Raw genomic sequence first — 19,704 nt, 5'->3', positions numbered from 1 at the left:
GCAATGAAAAACCTAGCAACTTTTGAGCTGCTAGGCTTGTATGACTATTATAGAGGAATATTACCGTGCTTTTTCTCTGGACGTGTTTCATGTTTGTTTGACAGCATATCAAGTCCTTGAATCAGCTTGATACGTGTATCTCGTGGATCGATTACGTCGTCTACCATACCGCGAGATGCTGCAACATATGGGTTAGCAAATTTCTCTTTATATTCTTCGATTTTTGCTGCACGAGTTGCTTCTGGGTCATCTGATTTTGCAATTTCACGGGCAAAAATGATGTTAGCTGCGCCAGCAGCACCCATAACAGCGATTTCAGCATTTGGCCATGCAAATACAAGGTCAGCACCAATTGATTTAGAGTTTAAGGCAACGTAAGCGCCTMCATAAKCTTTTCGTAAAATCACTGTAATTTTTGGAACAGTCGCTTCTGAATAAGCATAAAGAATTTTCGCACCATGACGAATAATACCACCATGTTMTTGTTTAACACCTRGGAAGAAGCCAGAAACGTCTTCAAATGTGATGATTGGGATATTGTATGCATCACAAGTACGAATGAAACGAGCAGCTTTATCAGAAGAATCGATATCTAAGCCACCAGCAAGAACTTTTGGTTGGTTACAAACAAGTCCAACTGATTCGCCAGCAATACGTGCAAAACCGACTACTACGTTTTTAGCAAACTCTGCATGTACTTCCATGAACGAACCTTCATCCACTACTTGCTCAACAACTTTACGTACATCATATGGACGTGTTGTTTCGATTGGTACTGTATCTACGATTTCTGGACGGTAGTCATCCCCTTCAGGTCTAGCTTGACGAGGTGCCTTTTCTTTATTGTTTTGTGGTAAGTAGCTTAATAGTTTTTTAATTTCATCAATCGCTGCCTCTTCAGAAGGAGCACGGAAATGAGCATTCCCACTGACCGCATTATTTACTTTCGAACCACCTAAATCTTCAGCAGAAATTTTCTCTCCTGTTACCGTTTCGATTACTTTAGGTCCTGTAATGAACATTTGAGATGTCTTATCCACCATTAGAATAAAGTCAGTAATAGCTGGAGAATAAACAGCTCCACCAGCACAAGGTCCCATAATCACAGAGATTTGTGGAATCACACCAGAATAAATGGCATTTCGGTAGAAGATATGACCATAGCCATCTAATGAAAGAACACCCTCTTGAATACGTGCACCGCCTGAGTCATTGATGCCGATAAATGGTGTACCATTTTTAGCAGCTAGATCCATCACTGTTGCCATTTTTTTCGCATGCATTTCACCAAGCGCCCCACCAAACACTGTGAAATCTTGAGAGAATAAGTATACTGGACGTCCGTTAATTTTACCGAATCCAGTTACGACACCATCACCAGGTCCCTCCATTTTTTCCATGCCGAAGTCTACTGTACGATGTGTAATAAATGGGTTGATTTCGAAAAATGTACCTTCGTCTAGCAACAAGTCTATACGCTCACGAGCAGTAAGTTTCCCCTTCTCATGCTGCTTATCGATGCGATCATAGCCACCACCAAGTTCAATTACCGTTTTACGGTCATACAAGTCATTGATTTTGTCGAACATATCCATACTAATCACTTATCCCCTTTTCCACTTTTATCACATAATTCATATAACACCCCAAATGAGGATTTAGGATGCATAAACGCAACCTCTGCCCCTCCAGCACCTGGCCCTGGCTCTTCGGATAAGAGACGTACACCTTTTTCACGAAGCTCTGCCATTCGTTCACGAATTCCCGTCACACCAAACGCAACATGATGAATTCCTTCTCCACGTTTTTCAATAAAACCATGGATGGCACTTTTATCACTCATTGGTTCTAATAGCTCGATTTTCACGTTCCCTGCATCGATAAATGCCACACGAACCTCTTGAGACTCTACTTCTTCCACTTTCATCAACTTTAAGCCCAAAGTTTCTGTATAATATGTAATGCGTTCATCAAGATCGCGCACTGCAATCCCAATATGGTCTACTTTCTCCATGGTGACATCTCCTTCTGTTATGGTACATACTCTATTTTACAGACTTTTTTGTCAAAACTCTACTACTTGAGAAATTTTTCAGATTTGCTAAACTATTTATAAGAAAAGAAGGAGCGAACGAGAATATGAGTAATAAAAAATTTCAAAAAGTCGTTATTTATAGTATGATCGCAATTATGCTAATCTCATCTCTAGCATTCGGATTATCTATGATAATTTAAGGCAAMGCACGAGGCGTCCACACTACTGTGGGCGCTCTTTTTTAGCCTTTAACCCTTTAAATGACTGCTTTATTTCTAAATACCTGTCCATTTCCTCTATAAACTGATACAAGGCTGCCTGAGCGATAAATTGCTCATGGCTTTGTGGTAAAGGAAGCTGAGAAAAATCGCGCTTAACATGTTCGAGCTTTTCGCGGTACTGACTAGCCGTATTCCCCGAATGAACATGCTCACCTAGGTCTTGTAAAAAATCTGCCACAATTTCAGCCTCTTGTACTATAACAGGTAATGTCGTCACTTTTGGTAGCACTCTTTCGATAATTTCTAGCTGCTGCTCTCGCATATCGAAATATACATAGTAATCATTTTTACGTCTTGTAAAATGGTTTTGAACATCTTTAAACGCTAATGATTTTGCCTCTTCTAGTGCTTTGATTGCATCGATAATTTCTTGGCCGTTCCACAACGTATCTCCTTGCCGTAAATAGCTGGCAATTTCTAAAAAAATCTTACTATATAGCTCCTCTATTTTGACTCTGTAGTAATTTAATTCCTTTTGAATGTCTGGCATATACATATTAATGGCAATCCCTGTTCCATAACCGATAGCCATCAACGCTAATTCATTATAAACAAGTGTTAATGAATAACCTTCAGCAGCGTAAATATGCATAATAATCACGACACTGGAGATAAATCCATCCGCAACCTTTAAAGATACAATAGTAGGAATAAAGAGTATAAGCATGCCTGCTAGTGTAAGTGGATGATAAGCAAATAACTCAAAGCTTACAAAGGCAAAAAGCATTGCTACAATACTTGCAACCAATCGTGTATAGGCTGCATAAATGGATTTCTTTTTTGTTGGTTGCACACATAATATGGTTAGAATACCAGCAGATGCATATGAGGCTAAATCAAAATACTGTGCAATGGCAATAGCGATGGCCGCACCAATTGCTGTTTTTAAAGTTCGATAGCCGATTGAAAACTTCTTCAGGCCGACTGCCTCCCATCCTTTAGTACTCTTCACTCATTCAGCTAATTATTTAGCCAATATTACAAAAATTTTAATAATAATGAAACTACCTATACATGAGGATCAGTAGGAAGCCTACATAGATAGCATGATCTATGAGGCTTTTCTACTTGATTGAAAATGATTTTTCTTATGCAAGAATAGACTTAAAGTTCGTCACAATATTCTTCAAAGTTTGCTTGTAAATTTGTCACAACTGACATTGGGTCATGCCCTTCAATTTCATAGCGTCCCACTTCTGCGACAACTTGTCCGTCTTTTAATAAAACGAATGATGGTGATGAAGGTAGATGATCTTCTCCAAAATGGTAACGCGCTGCTGCAGTTGCCTCTTTGTGTTGTAATGAGAACACTGTTACTAAATGGTCTGGACGTTTATCATAATGAACGCATTGTGCTGCTGCTGGACGAGCGATACCACCCGCMCAACCACACACTGAGTTCACCATTACTAATGTTGTACCTGGACGAGCAAACGCCTCTTCTACAGCTTCTGGTGTTGTTAATTGTTCATAACCAGCTGCCTCAATTTCAGCACGTGCTGTTTTTAAAATTTCCTGCATAAATAAATCGTAATCCATATTCATATAGCGATAGCTCCTTTCAAGTTCGCGCCAATTTAGTTATATTTCAGATAGTAGGTTTTTGACGCTTATCCATCTCTTATCATAGCAGTTTGCAAGCAATTTGTGCACCTACTTGCTCAACACATTTCAGTTGAAATTACTACGATTTCAATAAGACTCGTTTACTTGTCTTCCTGCTCCTCGCTAAATAAACGATCCACACCTTGTGTAACTGTCAACTGTCCACTTAAAATTTGACGTTCAAGCTGTTGTACTTGTGCTTTACGTTGCGGGTTTCCATAAAAGAGATCTATTAAATGATCGGTAATCATCGATTGGAACCACTCTTTTGTTTGTTGCTGGCGTCGGGTAGCCCAATAGTGATTTGCTTCTACGATTTGCTTGAATTCCCCAATTGTTTCCCAAACCTTATCAAGTCCTCGATTTTCTAGTGAACTAACAGGCATGGCAGTTGACATCCAACCAGGTGTAGCAGGCTGTAAAAAGTGCAAAATTTGTTTGTACTCTGCAACCGTTTTTTTAGCTAGACGTACATTATCACCATCCGCCTTATGCACGACAATTGCATCTGCTAATTCCATAATGCCTTTTTTCATGCCCTGCAATTCATCCCCCGCTCCTGTTAAAACAAGAAGCAGGAAGAAGTCAACCATGCCACGGACATAGGTTTCACTTTGTCCAACACCAACTGTTTCAATTAAAATCACATCATAGCCTGCTGCCTCACAAACTAACATGGTTTCTCGTGTCTTTTTGTGAACACCCCCTAGGGTACCTGCCGATGGCGATGGACGCACAAATGCACTAGGCTTCTTAACGAGCTCTTCCATACGCGTTTTATCGCCAAGTATACTTCCTCCCGATAGAGAAGAACTTGGATCAATGGCAAGAACAGCAACTCGTTTCCCCATATCACAAAGCATAGTACCGAAAGCCTCTATGAATGAGCTTTTTCCTGCCCCAGGCACACCTGTTATGCCAATTCGGATACTATTGCCTGTATGTGGAAGAAGCTCCTGCAATAGTTCTTGTGCCTGTACTTTATGGGTAGCGTTTGAACTTTCAATGAGGGTAATGGCTTTTGATAAATGTGTGCGAGAGCCCGCACGTACTTGTTGTGCAAGCTCTCCTACATTTAGAGTGTCTGCCTTTTTCTTTCGGAACTTTTTGGGTGTACCATATTGCATCCCGTCGTGAGTCGCCTCTACTCCGTCCATGACAAATAGCGCACTTTCTTCCATTCCTTTATTTTTGTCCATTATTCAGACACTTCCTCATAGCCTAAACGTTTGTAGATTTCTTCAATAATTTTTTGTGCTGATACAGGAATCACTGTACCTGGTCCGAAAATGGCTACTGCACCAGCATTATAAAGGAAATCATAATCTTGTGCTGGTATAACACCACCCACAATAATGATAATATCTTCACGACCTAGTTTTTCAAGCTCAGCTATCAATTCAGGCACTAATGTTTTATGTCCTGCTGCTAGTGAAGACACACCAATAACATGAACATCATTTTCAACAGCCATTTGAGCAGCCTCAGCAGGCGTCATAAATAATGGAGAAATATCTACGTCAAAGCCTAAATCTGCATAACCAGTTGCGACAACCTTTGCACCACGGTCATGTCCATCTTGTCCCATTTTAGCAACTAAAATACGCGGACGACGACCTTCATTTTCAAGGAATTCTTCTGTCATTTGTTTCACTTCCGCAATTTGCTCCTCATCAGAGAAGTTTGCAGAGTAAACACCAGARATCGAACGAATRACCGCTTTATGACGACCAGAAACTGCTTCAATCGCATCAGATATTTCACCTAAAGAAGCACGAGCGCGCGCTGCATCCACTGCTACCGCTAGCAGGTTTTCTTCTCCATCTTGAGCCGCCTTCGTTAAGCGAGCTAAATGTTTTTGAACTTCCGCTTCATCACGAGCTGCCTTCATCGCTTCTAAACGTTCAATTTGTTTTTGACGAACAATGGTATTATCGATATCTAAAATATCGATTGGCTCTTCTTTTGCTAAGCGATACTTATTCACGCCAACAATCGTTTCTGTTTTAGAATCAATTTTCGCTTGACGTTTTGCTGCAGCTTCCTCAACCTTCATTTTTGGAAGTCCCGTTTCAATCGCTTTAGCCATACCACCAAGCGCTTCAATTTCTTCGATTAACGCCCAAGCAGATTTCGTAATTTCTTCTGTTAATTTCTCTACGTAGTACGAACCACCCCAAGGATCAATGACTTTTGTCATCGCTGTTTCCTCTTGTAAAAATAACTGTGTATTACGCGCGATACGTGCTGAGAAATCTGTTGGAAGTGCAATCGCTTCATCTAATGCATTTGTATGAAGGGATTGCGTATGTCCCATCGAAGAGGCATTTGCTTCGATTAAAGTACGTGCAACATTGTTAAATGGATCTTGCTCAGTTAATTACCAGCCAGATGTTTGGGAGTGCGTACGTAATGCTAATGTCTTTGGATTTTTCGGGTTAAACGTAGACATCATTTGTGCCCAAATACGACGTGCTGCACGCATTTTAGCAACTTCCATGTAATAGTTCATACCAATTGCCCAGAAGAACGATAAGCGAGGTGCAAATGCATCAATATCAATGCCTGCTTTTAATCCTGTTCGTACATACTCCAAGCCATCTGCTAATGTATAGGCAAGCTCAATGTCATTTGTTGCGCCTGCTTCTTGAATATGGTAACCAGAAATTGAAATAGAGTTAAATTTTGGCATATACTTCGCTGTATATTCAAAAATATCTGCAATGATTTTCATTGACATAGCTGGTGGGTAAATATATGTATTACGCACCATGTATTCTTTTAAAATATCATTTTGAATAGTACCTGCTAATTGATCTGGCGTTACCCCTTGTTCTTCTGCTGCTACAATATAGAATGCAAGGACGGGTAATACGGCACCATTCATTGTCATTGAAACTGACATTTGGTCTAACGGGATTTGATCGAAAAGGATTTTCATATCCTCAACTGAGTCAATCGCAACCCCAGCTTTTCCTACGTCCCCTGTTACACGTGGATGATCAGAGTCATAGCCTCGGTGTGTTGCTAAATCAAACGCGACAGAAAGACCTTTTTGTCCCATGGCCAAATTTCGTTTGTAAAAGGCATTGGATTCTTCAGCAGTTGAGAAACCAGCGTATTGCCGAACCGTCCATGGACGTGCTACATACATAGTAGGGTATGGTCCACGTGTGTTGGGTGCAATCCCTGCCACATCATTTAGATGTTTAGCCTCTTTAATATCTTCTTTTGTGTAAATATCTTTAATTTCAATCCCCTCATTTGTCATGAACTTGTCTTCAGACGCTTGAGGTGCTTCAGCTGTCAAAACCTTTTCTATTTCTACTGCATTAAAATTTGGCTTGCTCATCGTTGGACCTCCTTCATGCTCGCAAACACGGACTGTAATTTTTCAATGATGTTTTGTCCTGCGAAAATAAAGCCGTTTAAGCCATTTGCTAACCATGCTTCTTCTTCGTCTTTAAATTTGCCCGCTACATCTACAAGCACATTTGCTGGTTTTTCAGCTAAAATGGCCGATACAAATGCTTTTGTATCATCATCATTGCCTGCAATCACTACATACTTAGCCTCTGTCGCCTTCAGCCAAGCTACTGCCTCTTCTACAGTTGTCACTGGCTCACTTTTTTCTGGTACAAGACCCACTGTGTTTAAGAAGCCCGCTACAAAATCTGCGCGTGGTTTAGAGCTTTTTAATGATCCTAATGCTAAAATACCTGTTTTTACATCTGCTGCTGTCATGTCTGCACGTAAGTCCTCAAATGGAGCAGCGATACGCTTAAWATCAGCAAATAATGRATWWGTATCCNNTTCAAGAATATCATCTSGATYAGCAWAAATMTTCRTTMCAATTAWTGWTGGCTTACGTGTTTGGGCAGCTTWGATGCGTTTTTGATAGGATGCTTCCACTTCTTCTGCAAGCTTGCCAGAGGCTGTATATTCATCGATACCGCCAGCTGCCTGGATGTCTAAAAATAGTGCCCATGCTTCTTTCACAAAATCTGCTGTTAACGACTCGATAAAGTAAGAGCCCCCTGCTGGATCTTTTACTTTTAAGACATTTGTTTCTTCTCTTAAAATTAATGATACATTACGAGCGATACGAATGGATTGATCCGTAGGTTTTGTTAACACGTCATGTGGATGAACCGTAAAGAGATCAGCACCACCGATTAAACCAGAAAGCGCTTCATTTGAAGAGCGTAATAAATTTACATACACATCTAATTTAGAAAAGCTTCTTAATGATGTTTCAGCAACAGTAGGGATTTTGATATGATCTGTTACGCCATAAGCGGATGAGAACGCTTTCCAAAGTACTTTAAAAGCACGTAGCTTTGCAATCTCCGTAAAGAATTGTGTATCAATGGCAAATGATACAAAGAATTTCTTCGAGAACGCTTCAAAGCTTTCTTCTTGTTCTGCAAATTTGGCTGCTAATGCAAGTGCATAGGCTAATTCTTGTACAGCGTTAGCACCTTCATTATGATAAACCGTTGTGTCTGCACTGACTGAGCGCACGTTCGGAAATGCAGTCAAAGTGATAGGGTCTTTTGAAATAATGTAACCTTTAATGGCTTCTTGTTGATCTACTGGAATGTTGTCGAATACTGCTAATAATGGGTCTTTTGAATTTTCAATAGTAATTTTAAACGAATATTCTGAGAAATATGATGCTAATTTGACCAATACTTCTTCTGTCCAAGCAAAGCTCACTCGGCTATCAATCGTAATAACTTCATTGCCTCGAGCTAGACTATCCTCAAGCTGTGCAAAAAAAGCTTCGCTTGAATCAGCGTGAATTTGTTGTGCCACCTGAAATACTTGATCATTTTGTAGGSAACGGATTGTGGCAACTTGTAAATCAAGCTCTTCTCCAAGCTTAGCTACTAAACTTTCTTGCGTGTAAAGCGGCTGTAGTGTAACACCTTCATTTGTTTTTGTGAATAGTGACTCAAATGTTTTCCCTTTTAAAGCTTTGATTGCTGCATCTTGCCAGTCTGAATAGGCTGGTATTTCAAATTCAATATTTTTCATGTTGTTTGACATGCGGACGCTTAATCAGCTTCCCCCCTTAGTAGTTTCTATTTGTTATTCTACATGACAAATTGCGACTCGAAAAGCATAAAAAAAATCGGAAACCCTTATACAGCAGGTTTCCGACAAGTCATCAGTAGACTGACGTTGAAGATTTATTTGTATTTTCGAGTATTTCTTTTACTCTATTTAGGAATTTACCACAGACAAGTCCATCAAGCACACGATGATCTAATGATAAACATAAATTCACAATATCACGTGCAGCAAACATTCCACCTGGTAAAACAACAGGTTTTTTTACAATACTTTCCACTTGTAGAATCGCTGCTTGTGGGTAATTGATGATGCCCATTGATTGAACAGAGCCAAATGCACCTGTATTATTCACTGTAAATGTACCACCAGTAATGTCATCCATTGCTAATTTTCCTGTACGAACTTTGATAGCCAGTTCATTGATTTCTTTCGCAATTCCTTTAATGGATTTTTCATCTGCGTGTTTTATAACAGGTACAAATAAGGCATCATCCGTTGCTACTGCAATCGAAATATTGATGTCATGTTTTTGAATGATTTTATCTTCCGCCCACATCGAATTCAGCATTGGGAATTCTTTTAAAGCTTGAGCAACCGCTTTTACAAAGAAGGCGAAATATGTAAGATTAAAGCCTTCTTTTTGCTTAAATTCATTCTTTAAGCTATCACGATAAGTCACTAAATCTGTTACATCCACTTCCATCATCATCCAAGCATGCGGCGCTTCATGTACACTTTTCACCATATTATTCGCAATGGCACGACGGACCTTCGTCACTGGAATTTCGATATCTCCTGGATGAATAGGTTGTACAGGTGCAGCTGCTTTTTCCACTTGTTGCTGTGGTGCAGAAGCTGCTGTAGGTGCTGATGTCGTTTGAACGGTTGGAGCTGCTTGTGCTACATCATTTGCCGTTGGGATATTACCTGTTTCAATTAGCTTTAACAGGTCTTTTCGTGTAATACGACCACCCTCGCCAGTACCTGTTACAAGGTCTAAAGCTATATCATGCTCCTGTGCAAGTCGAAGAACAGCTGGTGAATAACGTACTTTACCCGTACGTGCCTCTTTTGGTGCAGATACTGGAGCTGCTACCTGCTGTGGTGCCTCCTGTTTCTTTTGAACACCTGCATTTAAAATAGCCGTACTTACCGTTGATTTTTTTTCAGGTGGCGGTGCTGGTAATTCACCTTCTCCCGCTATTTCAATCGAGCAAACGACTGCTCCAACTGGTAATGTCTGACCTTCTTGCGCAAGAAGCTCCGTGATAATCCCTTCAAATGATGACGGGATTTCAGCATTTACTTTATCTGTAACAACCTCTGCTAATGGATCATACTTTTTAACTGTATCTCCAGGCTTTACAAGCCATTTTTCAATTGTACCTTCTGTTACACTTTCGCCGAGCTGTGGCATTGTAATATTTTGAACCGACATCTTTTATTCCTCCCATCAATTAAGCCTAGGCGTCATTGTACCTGATGCAGCGCTAAAAACATTAAACGTAGACAGGCATTTAGACAGATTTTGACTTTCATATGTGCAAAGTCAAAATCTGTTGTTCCGTCTGAGGCTTTTATTTTTTCATTCAGCCTTGTTGTAATCTATTAGAACGCAGCAAGTTCTCGCATAGCACGTTCCACTTTATCAGGATTAATCATAAAATATTTCTCCATCGTTGGTGCATATGGCATGGCTGGCACATCAGGTCCCGCGAGACGTTGAATTGGTGCATCAAGCTCAAATAAACAATGTTCTGCAATAATTGCAGCAACCTCACTCATGATACTACCTTCTTTATTATCCTCTGTGACAAGCAATACTTTACCTGTCTTACTTGCAGCCTCAATAATCGCTTCTTTATCCAGAGGGTAAACTGTACGCAAGTCAAGGATATGAGCGGAAATACCATCCGCAGCTAGGCGTTCTGCCGCTTGTAAAGCAAAGTGGACTGCTAAACCATAGGTAATGACTGTCACGTCATCTCCTTCACGTTTTACATCTGCTTTACCAATTGGCAATGTGTAATCATCTAGTGGTACTTCCCCTTTAATTAAACGATAGGCACGTTTATGTTCGAAAAATAATACTGGATCTTCATCACGAATAGCAGCTTTCAATAAGCCTTTTGCATCATACGGTGTTGATGGAATGACAATTTTCAAACCAGGTGTACCAGCAAAAAGTGCTTCAACGGATTGTGAATGATAAAGTGCCCCGTGAATACCTCCGCCAAAAGGTGCGCGGATGACCATTGGACAAGTCCAGTCATTATTAGAACGGTAACGAATTTTGGCTGCCTCTGAGACGATTTGATTGACAGCTGGCATAATAAAATCAGCAAATTGCATTTCAGCAATCGGACGCATACCGTACATCGCAGCACCAATACCCACACCAGCTATTGCACTTTCTGCAAGCGGTGTATCAAGCACGCGGTATTCACCAAATTGATCGTATAGCCCAGTAGTGGCTTTGAATACACCACCTTTACGACCAACGTCCTCTCCTAAAATGAAAACTCGTTCGTCACGTTCCATCTCTTCTTTCATTGCTAATGTAATCGCATCAATATAAGACATTACTGCCATTACATGTCACCTCCGTCCACTGGTGCATAAACATATTTAAGTGCATGCTCTGGTTGTGCATATGGAGCCGCTTCAGCATAATCAGTTGCTTCATTTACTTCTGCCATAACACGCTCTTCGATTTCAGTACGTATCGCGTCAGTCATCACGCCAGTATCCATTAAATACTTTTCAAATAATACAATTGGATCCTTCGCTTTGCCTTCTGCAATATCTTCAGCCGTACGGTATTGACGGTCATCATCATCTGAAGAATGGGCTGTTAAACGATAAGTTACTGTTTCGATTAAGCTTGGACCTTCCCCATTACGTGCACGATCTGCAGCCTCTTTCACCACTTTATACACTTGTAACGGATTTTTCCCATCCACGGTCACTCCTGGCATTCCATAGCCAATCCCACGATCAGATACTTTTGCACAGCCTAGTTGACGCTCTACTGGCACAGAAATCGCATATTGATTGTTTTCTACCATAATAATGACTGGTAGCTTATGCACACCTGCAAAGTTCGCTCCTTCATGGAAGTCTCCTTGGTTGGATGAACCTTCACCAAGCGTAACGAAAGAAACAAAATCTTCATTTTGTAGACGTCCTGCAAGTGCAACGCCCACTGCGTGAGGAACTTGAGTCGTAACAGGAGATGAACCTGTTAAAATACGATTTTTCTTTTGACCAAAGTGGCCTGGCATTTGACGACCCCCAGAGTTTGGATCTTCTGCTTTAGCAAACGCAGATAACATCAGTTCTCTTGGTGTCATACCAAAATGTAAAACAACACCCATATCACGATAATAAGGTGCAATATAATCCTTACTTTTATCCAGTGCAAAGGCTGCTCCAACCTGTGCCGCCTCTTGACCTTGACAGGAAATTACAAACGGAATTTTACCAGAACGGTTTAACAACCACATACGCTCATCCAGTCTTCTGGCCATTAACATTGTTTCGAACATAGCAAGTACATCTTCATTTGACAAACCTAAATCTTCATGTTTGATTTGAACATCTTGCATACGAACACCCCTTTCGTATTATAGAGAAATAACTATCTTATCCTATATCCCCACATTTGGATATGTTAGTTATGAAATTCAGAAAATTAAAAATGGATAGCGCGATCATCCACTGCTAGAGCAGATTCCACTAACACCTCATTTAAGGATGGATGTGGATGAATTGCCTGACTAATTTCCCATGGTGTTGCATCTAACACTTTTGCTAAGGATGCTTCACCAATTAAATCTGTTACATGAGGCCCTACCATATGAATACCCAAAATATCATCTGTTTCTTCATCAGCAATAATTTTGACAAAGCCTTCTGTCTCTCCATTTACTAATGCTTTACCAATGGCCTTAAACGGGAATTTACCAATCTTTAATGAAAATCCTTGTTCTTTAGCAGCACTTTCTGTTAATCCAATGCTAGCAACTTCTGGATAGGAATAAACACATTTCGGTACTTTTAGTGCATCCAATGTCTCGGTTTTCCCTGTTGCTATATGCTCAATAGCTGAAAGCCCTTCATGAGAAGCAACATGCGCTAATTGTAAGCCACCAATCACATCTCCTATGGCATACATATGAGACTCTTTCGTTTGATAGGAACCATTCACTTTAATAAAGCCATTTTCCACTTCAATCTCTGTATTTTCTAGACCAATACCTTGCGTATTCGCCTCACGTCCTACACAAAGTAATAGTTTATCAGCCTCAAAAACTTCTTCTTTTTCATTCACTTGCGCAGAAATGAAAACGTTATCATTTTCAATTTTGAATGTATTTGTATCTAAGCGAGCATTCGTAACAATACGAACGCCTCGTTTCTCAAGTTGTTTCGTCACTTCTTTAACGATGTCCGCATCTTCAGCTGGTAAAATGGATGGACCATATTCTACTACTGTTACATATACACCAAAATCGCATAGCATAGATGCCCACTCAATTCCAATAACACCACCACCAACGATTAGGAGTGACTTTGGTAAACTTTCTAACTGTAATGCGTGGTCTGAATTCAGCACATATTGCCCATCTATCGTTAACCCTGCCATACCACGAGGCTTTGAGCCCGTTGCAATGACAACATTCGTAGGCACAAGCATTTCATTTTCATCGCCATTGGACATTTCTACAGATATTGTACCAGGCATAGGTGAGAAAATAGATGGACCCAAAATTCGCCCTGTACCATGATAAACATCTATTTTGCCTTTTTTCATCAGTGTATTCACACCCTGGCTTAATTGCTCAACGATTGCTTGTTTCCTAGCTTGAACTTTGTCAAATTGTAATGTTACACCTTCAATATCGACACCATATTCGCTAGCTGTTTTATTAGCCATACGATATACTTCGGCACTTCGGAGTAACGCTTTACTTGGAATACAGCCTTTATGCAAGCATGTACCTCCTAAACGCTCACGCTCTACAATGGCTGTTTTTAAGCCTAGCTGAGCAGCTCGGATGGCTGCAACATATCCACCTGTACCTCCACCTAAAATGACAACATCATAATTTTGAGCCATGTTTATTCCCCCTATTGAGAAAAGTGCTAAAGGATTCTATTAAACAATAACCAAGTGATTTTTTTAACAGTCAGTGCTTTAGAAAAACTTTAGCTTTACTTCATTAAAGCCCTAATTTCTTTGTTGAAAATAGAAGAAGTCGACAATGCGACTTCTCTTCATGTATCAACTGTCTAAATTAGCGACCGTGTAAAATATTTTTTTCATTTTTTAAAAATTGGCTGCGCGATTTTGCTACGCGAGCGATACGTTCCTCAGCTAAGCGGTTCGCTGCCACATATGTTGGAATGCCATCTCGTTTTGAAATAGCAAAGATTTTTTCAATACTATCATAAATGCCATCAACGCGTTTCATTGCACGTTCACGATTATAGCCATATAATTCATCCGCAACATTAATAACGCCACCAGCATTGATTACATAATCTGGTGCATAGACGATACCTAATTCATGTAGGTAGTCACCATGACGTGAATCTTTTAATTGGTTATTTGCAGATCCAGCAATCACTTTCGCTTTTAATTGCGGAATTGTTTCATCATTTAAAATTGCCCCTAATGCACAAGGTGAGAAGATATCTACTTCTTGCGCATAGATTTCATCTGGTGCCACTGCAATCGCGTCGAAGTCATTAACAACTCGATCAATAGCTGCCTGATTGATATCTGTTACAACAAGTTTTGCCCCTTCATTATGTAAATACTCGCAAAGCTTGTAGGCTACATTTCCTAGACCCTGTACAGAAACTTTTAATCCTTCTAGTGAGTCTGAACCGAATGCTTCTTTTGCAGCTGCCTTCATACCACGGTAAACACCATAAGCTGTTACTGGAGATGGGTTACCTGAAGAACCGAATGCAGGAGAAATTCCTGTTACATAATTTGTTTCTTCATGGATTAAATCCATATCTGATACCGTTGTACCTACATCCTCAGCTGTAATATAGCGGCCATTTAATCCTTGAATGAAACGACCTAACGCACGGAACATCTCTTCGTTTTTATCTTTAAATGGGTCACCAATAATGACCGTTTTTCCACCGCCAAGGTTTAAACCAGCTGCAGCATTTTTGTAAGTCATTCCTCGTGCTAAACGTAATGCATCTTCAATTGCATTTTCTTCCGACGCATACGTCCACATACGTGCTCCACCTAGTGCTGGTCCAAGTGTTGTATCATGGATAGCGATAACCGCTTTTAACCCTGATGCTTCATCTTGGCAAAATACCAATTGTTCGTAATCATACTTTTCCATATACTTGAAGATTTCCATGAAACTCGCCCCTTTGCTTTGGAAAGTGCATCCCCAAATGCCCATCCAATCAAGTTTTATCTAACAATCTAATCTTCATAGCGTCCTCACTCAGCAAATTCTGAGCTCCTATTCGGTAGTAGGTGTTTAGACCCTAATACTTAAAGAAGAAATTGTTTAGTAATGGATAATATTGCTCCACTTATTTTTACAATACTGACAAATTCACAATTTCGCAACTATTATTACATATTCTTATTTAAGTAAGAATTTTCTAAACATTCAGTTACAATCGCTACTTTCTGTCCTGTCACGTTTTTAGCTAAAAATATTATATTGGTTTATACCCTTCCTTGACATTCCCCCATCCACAGGTAAAATTAATCATAGGAATAAGGAGGGGTATACATGGCCCGTTTAGCTGCATTTATTGTAATGCTTATTCCAGGTCTTATGGCTGCAGGTGGCATTAAATTTATGCGTGATACATTATTTGGTAAGCTCATTTCACCATTCCCATTTTTATGGCTGCAATTTGTAGTTGGTGTCATTTTCTTCGTCATAGGCTTTGGGTTTTTCGCTGGATTTTTACTGCATCGCGATCGAAAAAACGGAAAAGTAGCACCACGCTTCCAAAAAAAATAAAAAAAGCTATCCAAATAAGTCATGCAAGACTTACTGGATAGCTCTTTTTATATCCGCTGCTGAGATGTGATAACTTTATCAGGAAAATCCGTAATCCAACCAATAACAGAAGGATGCGGATTAGTTAAAAATGGTTCCGTGCCATCAATAGCATAAAAACGACAGGCTTTTTCACTTGTAACACAGGCCTCCAAATATCTTGGTTTGTAGTACCTTTTATGCATATGCACACTATCAGCCGCTTTATAATCAGCTAGAAGATCCCATTTTATTTTTTTCGTAGCAATAAGGGCCGTTTCAAATTCAGGTCTATGCTTTTTTACGATCTCTAAAAGCTCATAGTGAAAGGATGAAAAATGACTACCTTTTGGCAGAGCCAAGCCTCCAAGAAAATGAATTAGCCCACTCTTATTGTCCAAGATCGTTGATTTTAATTCAATATTCAACGGCATCTGCTGTATATTTGCCCATGCTAAAACTGCCTCAAACGCTGGCATTTTATAGGACGAAAATAGACGTCTCCAAGGCTTGCCAAGTTTAAAGCGCAGAAGCTCCTCCATCGTACAATCGCTCACCAATTTATTGGTGCCTACTAACCTCGATAATTGTGGATCATGATACACTACAGGTAATCCATCTTTTGAGAATTGAATATCTAGTTCAATCCCATCAGCACCTAGCTCTAATGCCTTTTCAAAAGCTTGAAAGGTATTCTCTAATGCATAAGCAGAAGCACCTCGATGTGCAAAAACAGGGATAAAAGCTGCCTTAGACATTTAACTCACCAAATTCTAGTAGGAATTTACCATTCGTCATTTTGCTTAATAAAGATGATTTTCTACCAATTTGAATATAAGTTCCAGGGTGCGCCTCTTTTGTCACAATAATCTCTTCTTTCCCTACATGACGCATTTCATCCATTAATAGTTTTATTTCACGATCTAATGTAATCGCTTCAGCCTTTAATTTAGTTAAGGCTTGTTTTGTTACCTCAAATGACGCTGATTGTTCTTTGGACATTTGATTGAGAAAAGGTAATAAATTTTTCATGCTATTCTCGTGTGCTGAAATCTCTGTTTGCAATTGTTTTAGCTGTGCTGCTTTTTCCTGCATCACGGTGTTATTTTCCTGCTTATTAATACTTTCTATTATTAAATCTGTTCGACGCTCTAATCGGTTTCCTGAAATGGCCGTAACAATCGTATTTTTAGCTACTGCACGTCCCCCAATAATTTTACCTTTTCGTTCATCCACATATATTGAATGAGCAGAAAGTTGTGAACCTAGTGCGTAAAAACCAATATGAATACTATTAGCTGCAAATAAATTTGCTTCATTTACATGTTTAACAACTATATTGCCACCTGCTTCTACCACTGTTGAACCAAGCCCAAAGATGCCCCCACGAATATATACATCACCCTCAATGGATTTAATAAGCTTGGCACCGCTTACACCCTCAGCACCTTCAATGGAAATATCGCCAGTCGCAATAACTGTATAGCCATTAGTTACTGTACCTTTAATACTAAGTGAACCATTAAATTCAAGGTTACCTGTTTCTACTCCTACATCACCATTTATAGGAAGGTGCCTGTTTACACCAATCATGCCTTTGACATCATCTAAAACGCCAGCAATTTTCGAGCGAATGACGATTTTTCCGTCTTCTTCCACTTCATAGGCAGATTTTGTATCATATTTGATAGGATAATCTCGTCCAGGTACAGCAGCAACTTCTTGACCTAGCACATTTTTCCCTGGTTTACCTAATGTAGCAGGAATCTTTTCACCTAGCCAAGAGCCTTCTGAAATTTCCGAAATAAAATTCATATCATAGTAATCCGCTTTACCGTCTTCACGAATGACTGGCTTTCTCTCGGGTTTAGGTAAGTATGTAATTTGTGCATCTATTCCTGCTATAGGTTGCTCACCTTGAGCAATTAAGAATGCTTTTCCTGGTTCAGCCTTCAATATATCAAAATCTAATATGCCATGTATAATTCCATTTTCATTGAGTGTTTCTCGGATTTGTTGTGTTAATTTTTCTTTATTATTTTGAATATAATCATGCGTTTCATATATAAAAACAGAGGCTGACATCTTATCACGTGCCACTTCTGCTTCAATGTTCGGAAGCCAGCGTCCAATTTCAACAGGATTGGTATTCTGGGTTGATAACACATTTTTTAAAATTGAAAAATTAGATAATTTCAGTCGTGGATGACTACGTAGGATGCTATCAAATTCTTTTAATGGGAAACCTGCGCTAAAAGTAAGCATAAATACCTTGCCATTTTCCTCAGAAATTTCGAAGTTTTCATTTCGAACTAGAATCAAGCTACCTCCTCCTTCCCTCTATATGTAAGTATATACAATCCACTTACATTTGTTTAGAGACCATTGTCACTACCGAGAAAGAAAATAGTACCACTTAATCATTAAAATATAAGACAATATTTTATTTACCCTAAAAGATTATAGATATTTAGTACTAATAAATTGTTTGTTTTTGAGTTTTTTTATTAAAATTACCGATAAATTCAAAGTAATTCCATCAGGCTATTTTGAATATATCATCTTCCAAGTACAGGTATCCACGGGTGCTTCCCACTAAACTATAGGTCTAAATAGGTCTTTTTAACTAACGGTGTATTGATATTCCTTTCAATTCGGAAAGTAGAACCTAGTTGTATCAATTGCTGTCGATTCATATATTGCATACTTATTTTACCATCGAATGCTAAACGCACCTCAAATAGCTCTTCTGTTATCTGTGTGATTTCGAGCGAATTCATTCCCTCTAATTGAAAATTTATACTTTTTATTGTAATCACCTACTATAAGTTTGTAGAAAGGTCTCAAATGATTTTACTCTTCATCTTTAGACGTTAAATCCACTATACATGTATATATCGTGTTTTTTAGCTGATTTGACGTTCTTTTAACGATTTCAATGTTAAAGGTCAGCCACAGAAATTTCCACAGTATTTGTTCAAGTAACAAAAAAAGCGCCCCTTTAAACTATAGATTTAAAAAGGCGCTATACTATGCGAAGTATAATTGCTGTATATGTTAATGATATATATCGGTACTAGCTAGCCATCATATCAATACGAATTTTGTCTGCGATCATGGCGATGAATTCGCTATTTGTTGAGAGTAAAAACGGTAATTTAATGTCTAAAACAGTTATACCACGTAAGTTTACCGTATATTCTATCGGTAGCCTTCGCAGTTTTTCTCGACTTGTATTTACCGATAATATTACAGTCAATTAAACGGAATATCAAGCAAAAATATTGCTTTATTTAGAAATCTACTAGGAACTCAGCCATTCGATGGCGCTCTAAAAACTCAATTAAATCCGTTATTGCAAAACGATGATCTCTCGTTGTCTCATAAGTGTTTCGGTATATTCGATACGCCTCTACTTCTACATCTGAAAATTTCAACCTACCACGTTCGAAAGCGAACCATGGTTTATACATTCTAATCGTGTCCACATCCATGCTGACTTTCATAGGTAATATTCCAAATTTTTTTGCCACTTGTTTTTCATTCATTACCACTTTCTCCATTTTCAAAACCGCTAGCGAGTTATATTTGACGTCGAATCAAACTATACAACTTACGATTATAAAACGCAAGAACAAAAACACCTTGAAACCGCGTCACTACTGCG

17 protein-coding genes and 1 pseudogene are annotated in these 19,704 nt (G+C 39.2%); 2 read left to right on the top strand and 16 right to left on the bottom strand.

Annotated features, from left to right (window positions below; translation table 11 throughout):
* Positions 1–47 precede the first annotated feature (47 nt).
* Together ACHZEU_RS23085 and mce are read right to left on the bottom strand one after the other, a co-directional pair.
* Positions 48–1,595: an acyl-CoA carboxylase subunit beta gene (locus ACHZEU_RS23085; RefSeq protein ID WP_404803806.1), complete on the bottom strand. Its 1,548-nt coding sequence runs from the start codon at positions 1,593–1,595 to the stop codon at positions 48–50.
* Positions 1,596–1,600: 5 nt separating this feature from the next.
* On the bottom strand, positions 1,601–2,014 hold the full coding sequence (mce, locus tag ACHZEU_RS23080) for a methylmalonyl-CoA epimerase (protein ID WP_404803805.1): 414 nt from the start codon (positions 2,012–2,014) through the stop codon (positions 1,601–1,603).
* 125 nt (positions 2,015–2,139) lie between these two features.
* On the opposite strand from mce, the gene prli42 reads away from it, so the two are divergent.
* On the top strand, positions 2,140–2,235 hold the full coding sequence (gene prli42 / locus ACHZEU_RS23075; protein WP_009370219.1) for a stressosome-associated protein Prli42: 96 nt from the start codon (positions 2,140–2,142) through the stop codon (positions 2,233–2,235).
* Positions 2,236–2,257: 22 nt separating this feature from the next.
* On the opposite strand, the gene ACHZEU_RS23070 is transcribed toward prli42, so the two are convergent.
* The 10 genes and pseudogenes from ACHZEU_RS23070 to ACHZEU_RS23025 form a co-directional block, all read right to left on the bottom strand.
* Positions 2,258–3,268, bottom strand: coding sequence for an aromatic acid exporter family protein (locus ACHZEU_RS23070; protein ID WP_081010952.1), 1,011 nt, complete (start codon positions 3,266–3,268; stop codon positions 2,258–2,260).
* 152 nt (positions 3,269–3,420) lie between these two features.
* A complete protein-coding gene (locus tag ACHZEU_RS23065; protein WP_404803804.1) occupies positions 3,421–3,861 on the bottom strand; it encodes a BrxA/BrxB family bacilliredoxin in 441 nt (146 codons plus the stop codon).
* Positions 3,862–4,022: 161 nt separating this feature from the next.
* On the bottom strand, positions 4,023–5,120 hold the full coding sequence (meaB, locus tag ACHZEU_RS23060) for a methylmalonyl Co-A mutase-associated GTPase MeaB (RefSeq protein ID WP_048392309.1): 1,098 nt from the start codon (positions 5,118–5,120) through the stop codon (positions 4,023–4,025).
* A pseudogene (scpA, locus tag ACHZEU_RS23055) lies at positions 5,120–7,273 on the bottom strand (methylmalonyl-CoA mutase). Before scpA ends, meaB begins: the two are co-directional and overlap by 1 nt.
* A complete protein-coding gene (locus ACHZEU_RS23050; RefSeq protein ID WP_404803803.1) occupies positions 7,270–8,961 on the bottom strand; it encodes a methylmalonyl-CoA mutase family protein in 1,692 nt (563 codons plus the stop codon). Before ACHZEU_RS23050 ends, scpA begins: the two are co-directional and overlap by 4 nt.
* A 133-nt stretch (positions 8,962–9,094) precedes the next feature.
* Positions 9,095–10,438, bottom strand: a complete 1,344-nt coding sequence (locus tag ACHZEU_RS23045; protein WP_404803802.1) for a dihydrolipoamide acetyltransferase family protein — start codon at positions 10,436–10,438, stop codon at positions 9,095–9,097.
* Between the two features lie 170 nt (positions 10,439–10,608).
* Entirely contained in the window at positions 10,609–11,592 is a 984-nt protein-coding gene (locus ACHZEU_RS23040; RefSeq protein ID WP_016993882.1) for an alpha-ketoacid dehydrogenase subunit beta, read from the bottom strand.
* Positions 11,592–12,608 carry a thiamine pyrophosphate-dependent dehydrogenase E1 component subunit alpha gene (locus ACHZEU_RS23035; protein ID WP_048392305.1) on the bottom strand — a complete coding sequence of 339 codons (1,017 nt, stop codon included), beginning with the start codon at positions 12,606–12,608 and terminating at the stop codon, positions 11,592–11,594. Before ACHZEU_RS23035 ends, ACHZEU_RS23040 begins: the two co-directional genes overlap by 1 nt.
* An 86-nt stretch (positions 12,609–12,694) precedes the next feature.
* Entirely contained in the window at positions 12,695–14,122 is a 1,428-nt protein-coding gene (gene lpdA, locus ACHZEU_RS23030; protein ID WP_054549169.1) for a dihydrolipoyl dehydrogenase, read from the bottom strand.
* Between the two features lie 178 nt (positions 14,123–14,300).
* Complete coding sequence (locus tag ACHZEU_RS23025; RefSeq protein ID WP_048392303.1) at positions 14,301–15,395, bottom strand: Glu/Leu/Phe/Val dehydrogenase; 1,095 nt, start codon at positions 15,393–15,395, stop codon at positions 14,301–14,303.
* Between the two features lie 387 nt (positions 15,396–15,782).
* Between ACHZEU_RS23025 and ACHZEU_RS23020 the strand changes: the two genes are divergently transcribed.
* Complete coding sequence (locus ACHZEU_RS23020) at positions 15,783–16,019, top strand: DUF2627 domain-containing protein (RefSeq protein WP_004231186.1); 237 nt, start codon at positions 15,783–15,785, stop codon at positions 16,017–16,019.
* A 47-nt stretch (positions 16,020–16,066) separates the two neighbouring features.
* Here ACHZEU_RS23020 and ACHZEU_RS23015 read toward each other — a convergent pair whose 3' ends face one another.
* From ACHZEU_RS23015 to ACHZEU_RS23000, 4 genes are all read right to left on the bottom strand, one after another.
* Positions 16,067–16,795 (bottom strand): glycerophosphodiester phosphodiesterase, encoded by a 729-nt coding sequence (locus ACHZEU_RS23015; protein ID WP_279495447.1) that lies wholly within the window; start codon positions 16,793–16,795, stop codon positions 16,067–16,069.
* Positions 16,788–18,359: a DUF342 domain-containing protein gene (locus ACHZEU_RS23010; protein WP_404803801.1), complete on the bottom strand. Its 1,572-nt coding sequence runs from the start codon at positions 18,357–18,359 to the stop codon at positions 16,788–16,790. The genes ACHZEU_RS23015 and ACHZEU_RS23010 overlap by 8 nt, the downstream gene beginning before the upstream one ends.
* 278 nt (positions 18,360–18,637) lie before the next feature.
* Positions 18,638–18,817 (bottom strand): hypothetical protein, encoded by a 180-nt coding sequence (locus tag ACHZEU_RS23005; protein WP_081010951.1) that lies wholly within the window; start codon positions 18,815–18,817, stop codon positions 18,638–18,640.
* A gap of 513 nt (positions 18,818–19,330) precedes the next feature.
* Entirely contained in the window at positions 19,331–19,585 is a 255-nt protein-coding gene (locus tag ACHZEU_RS23000; protein WP_131521578.1) for a hypothetical protein, read from the bottom strand.
* Positions 19,586–19,704 lie beyond the last annotated feature (119 nt).

The organism is Lysinibacillus sp. S1, from assembly GCF_044986265.1.
Lineage (GTDB): Bacteria > Bacillota > Bacilli > Bacillales_A > Planococcaceae > Lysinibacillus > Lysinibacillus capsici.
The sequence above is the reverse complement of the archived record's forward strand: the minus strand, read 5'-3'. Positions and strand labels throughout refer to the sequence as shown.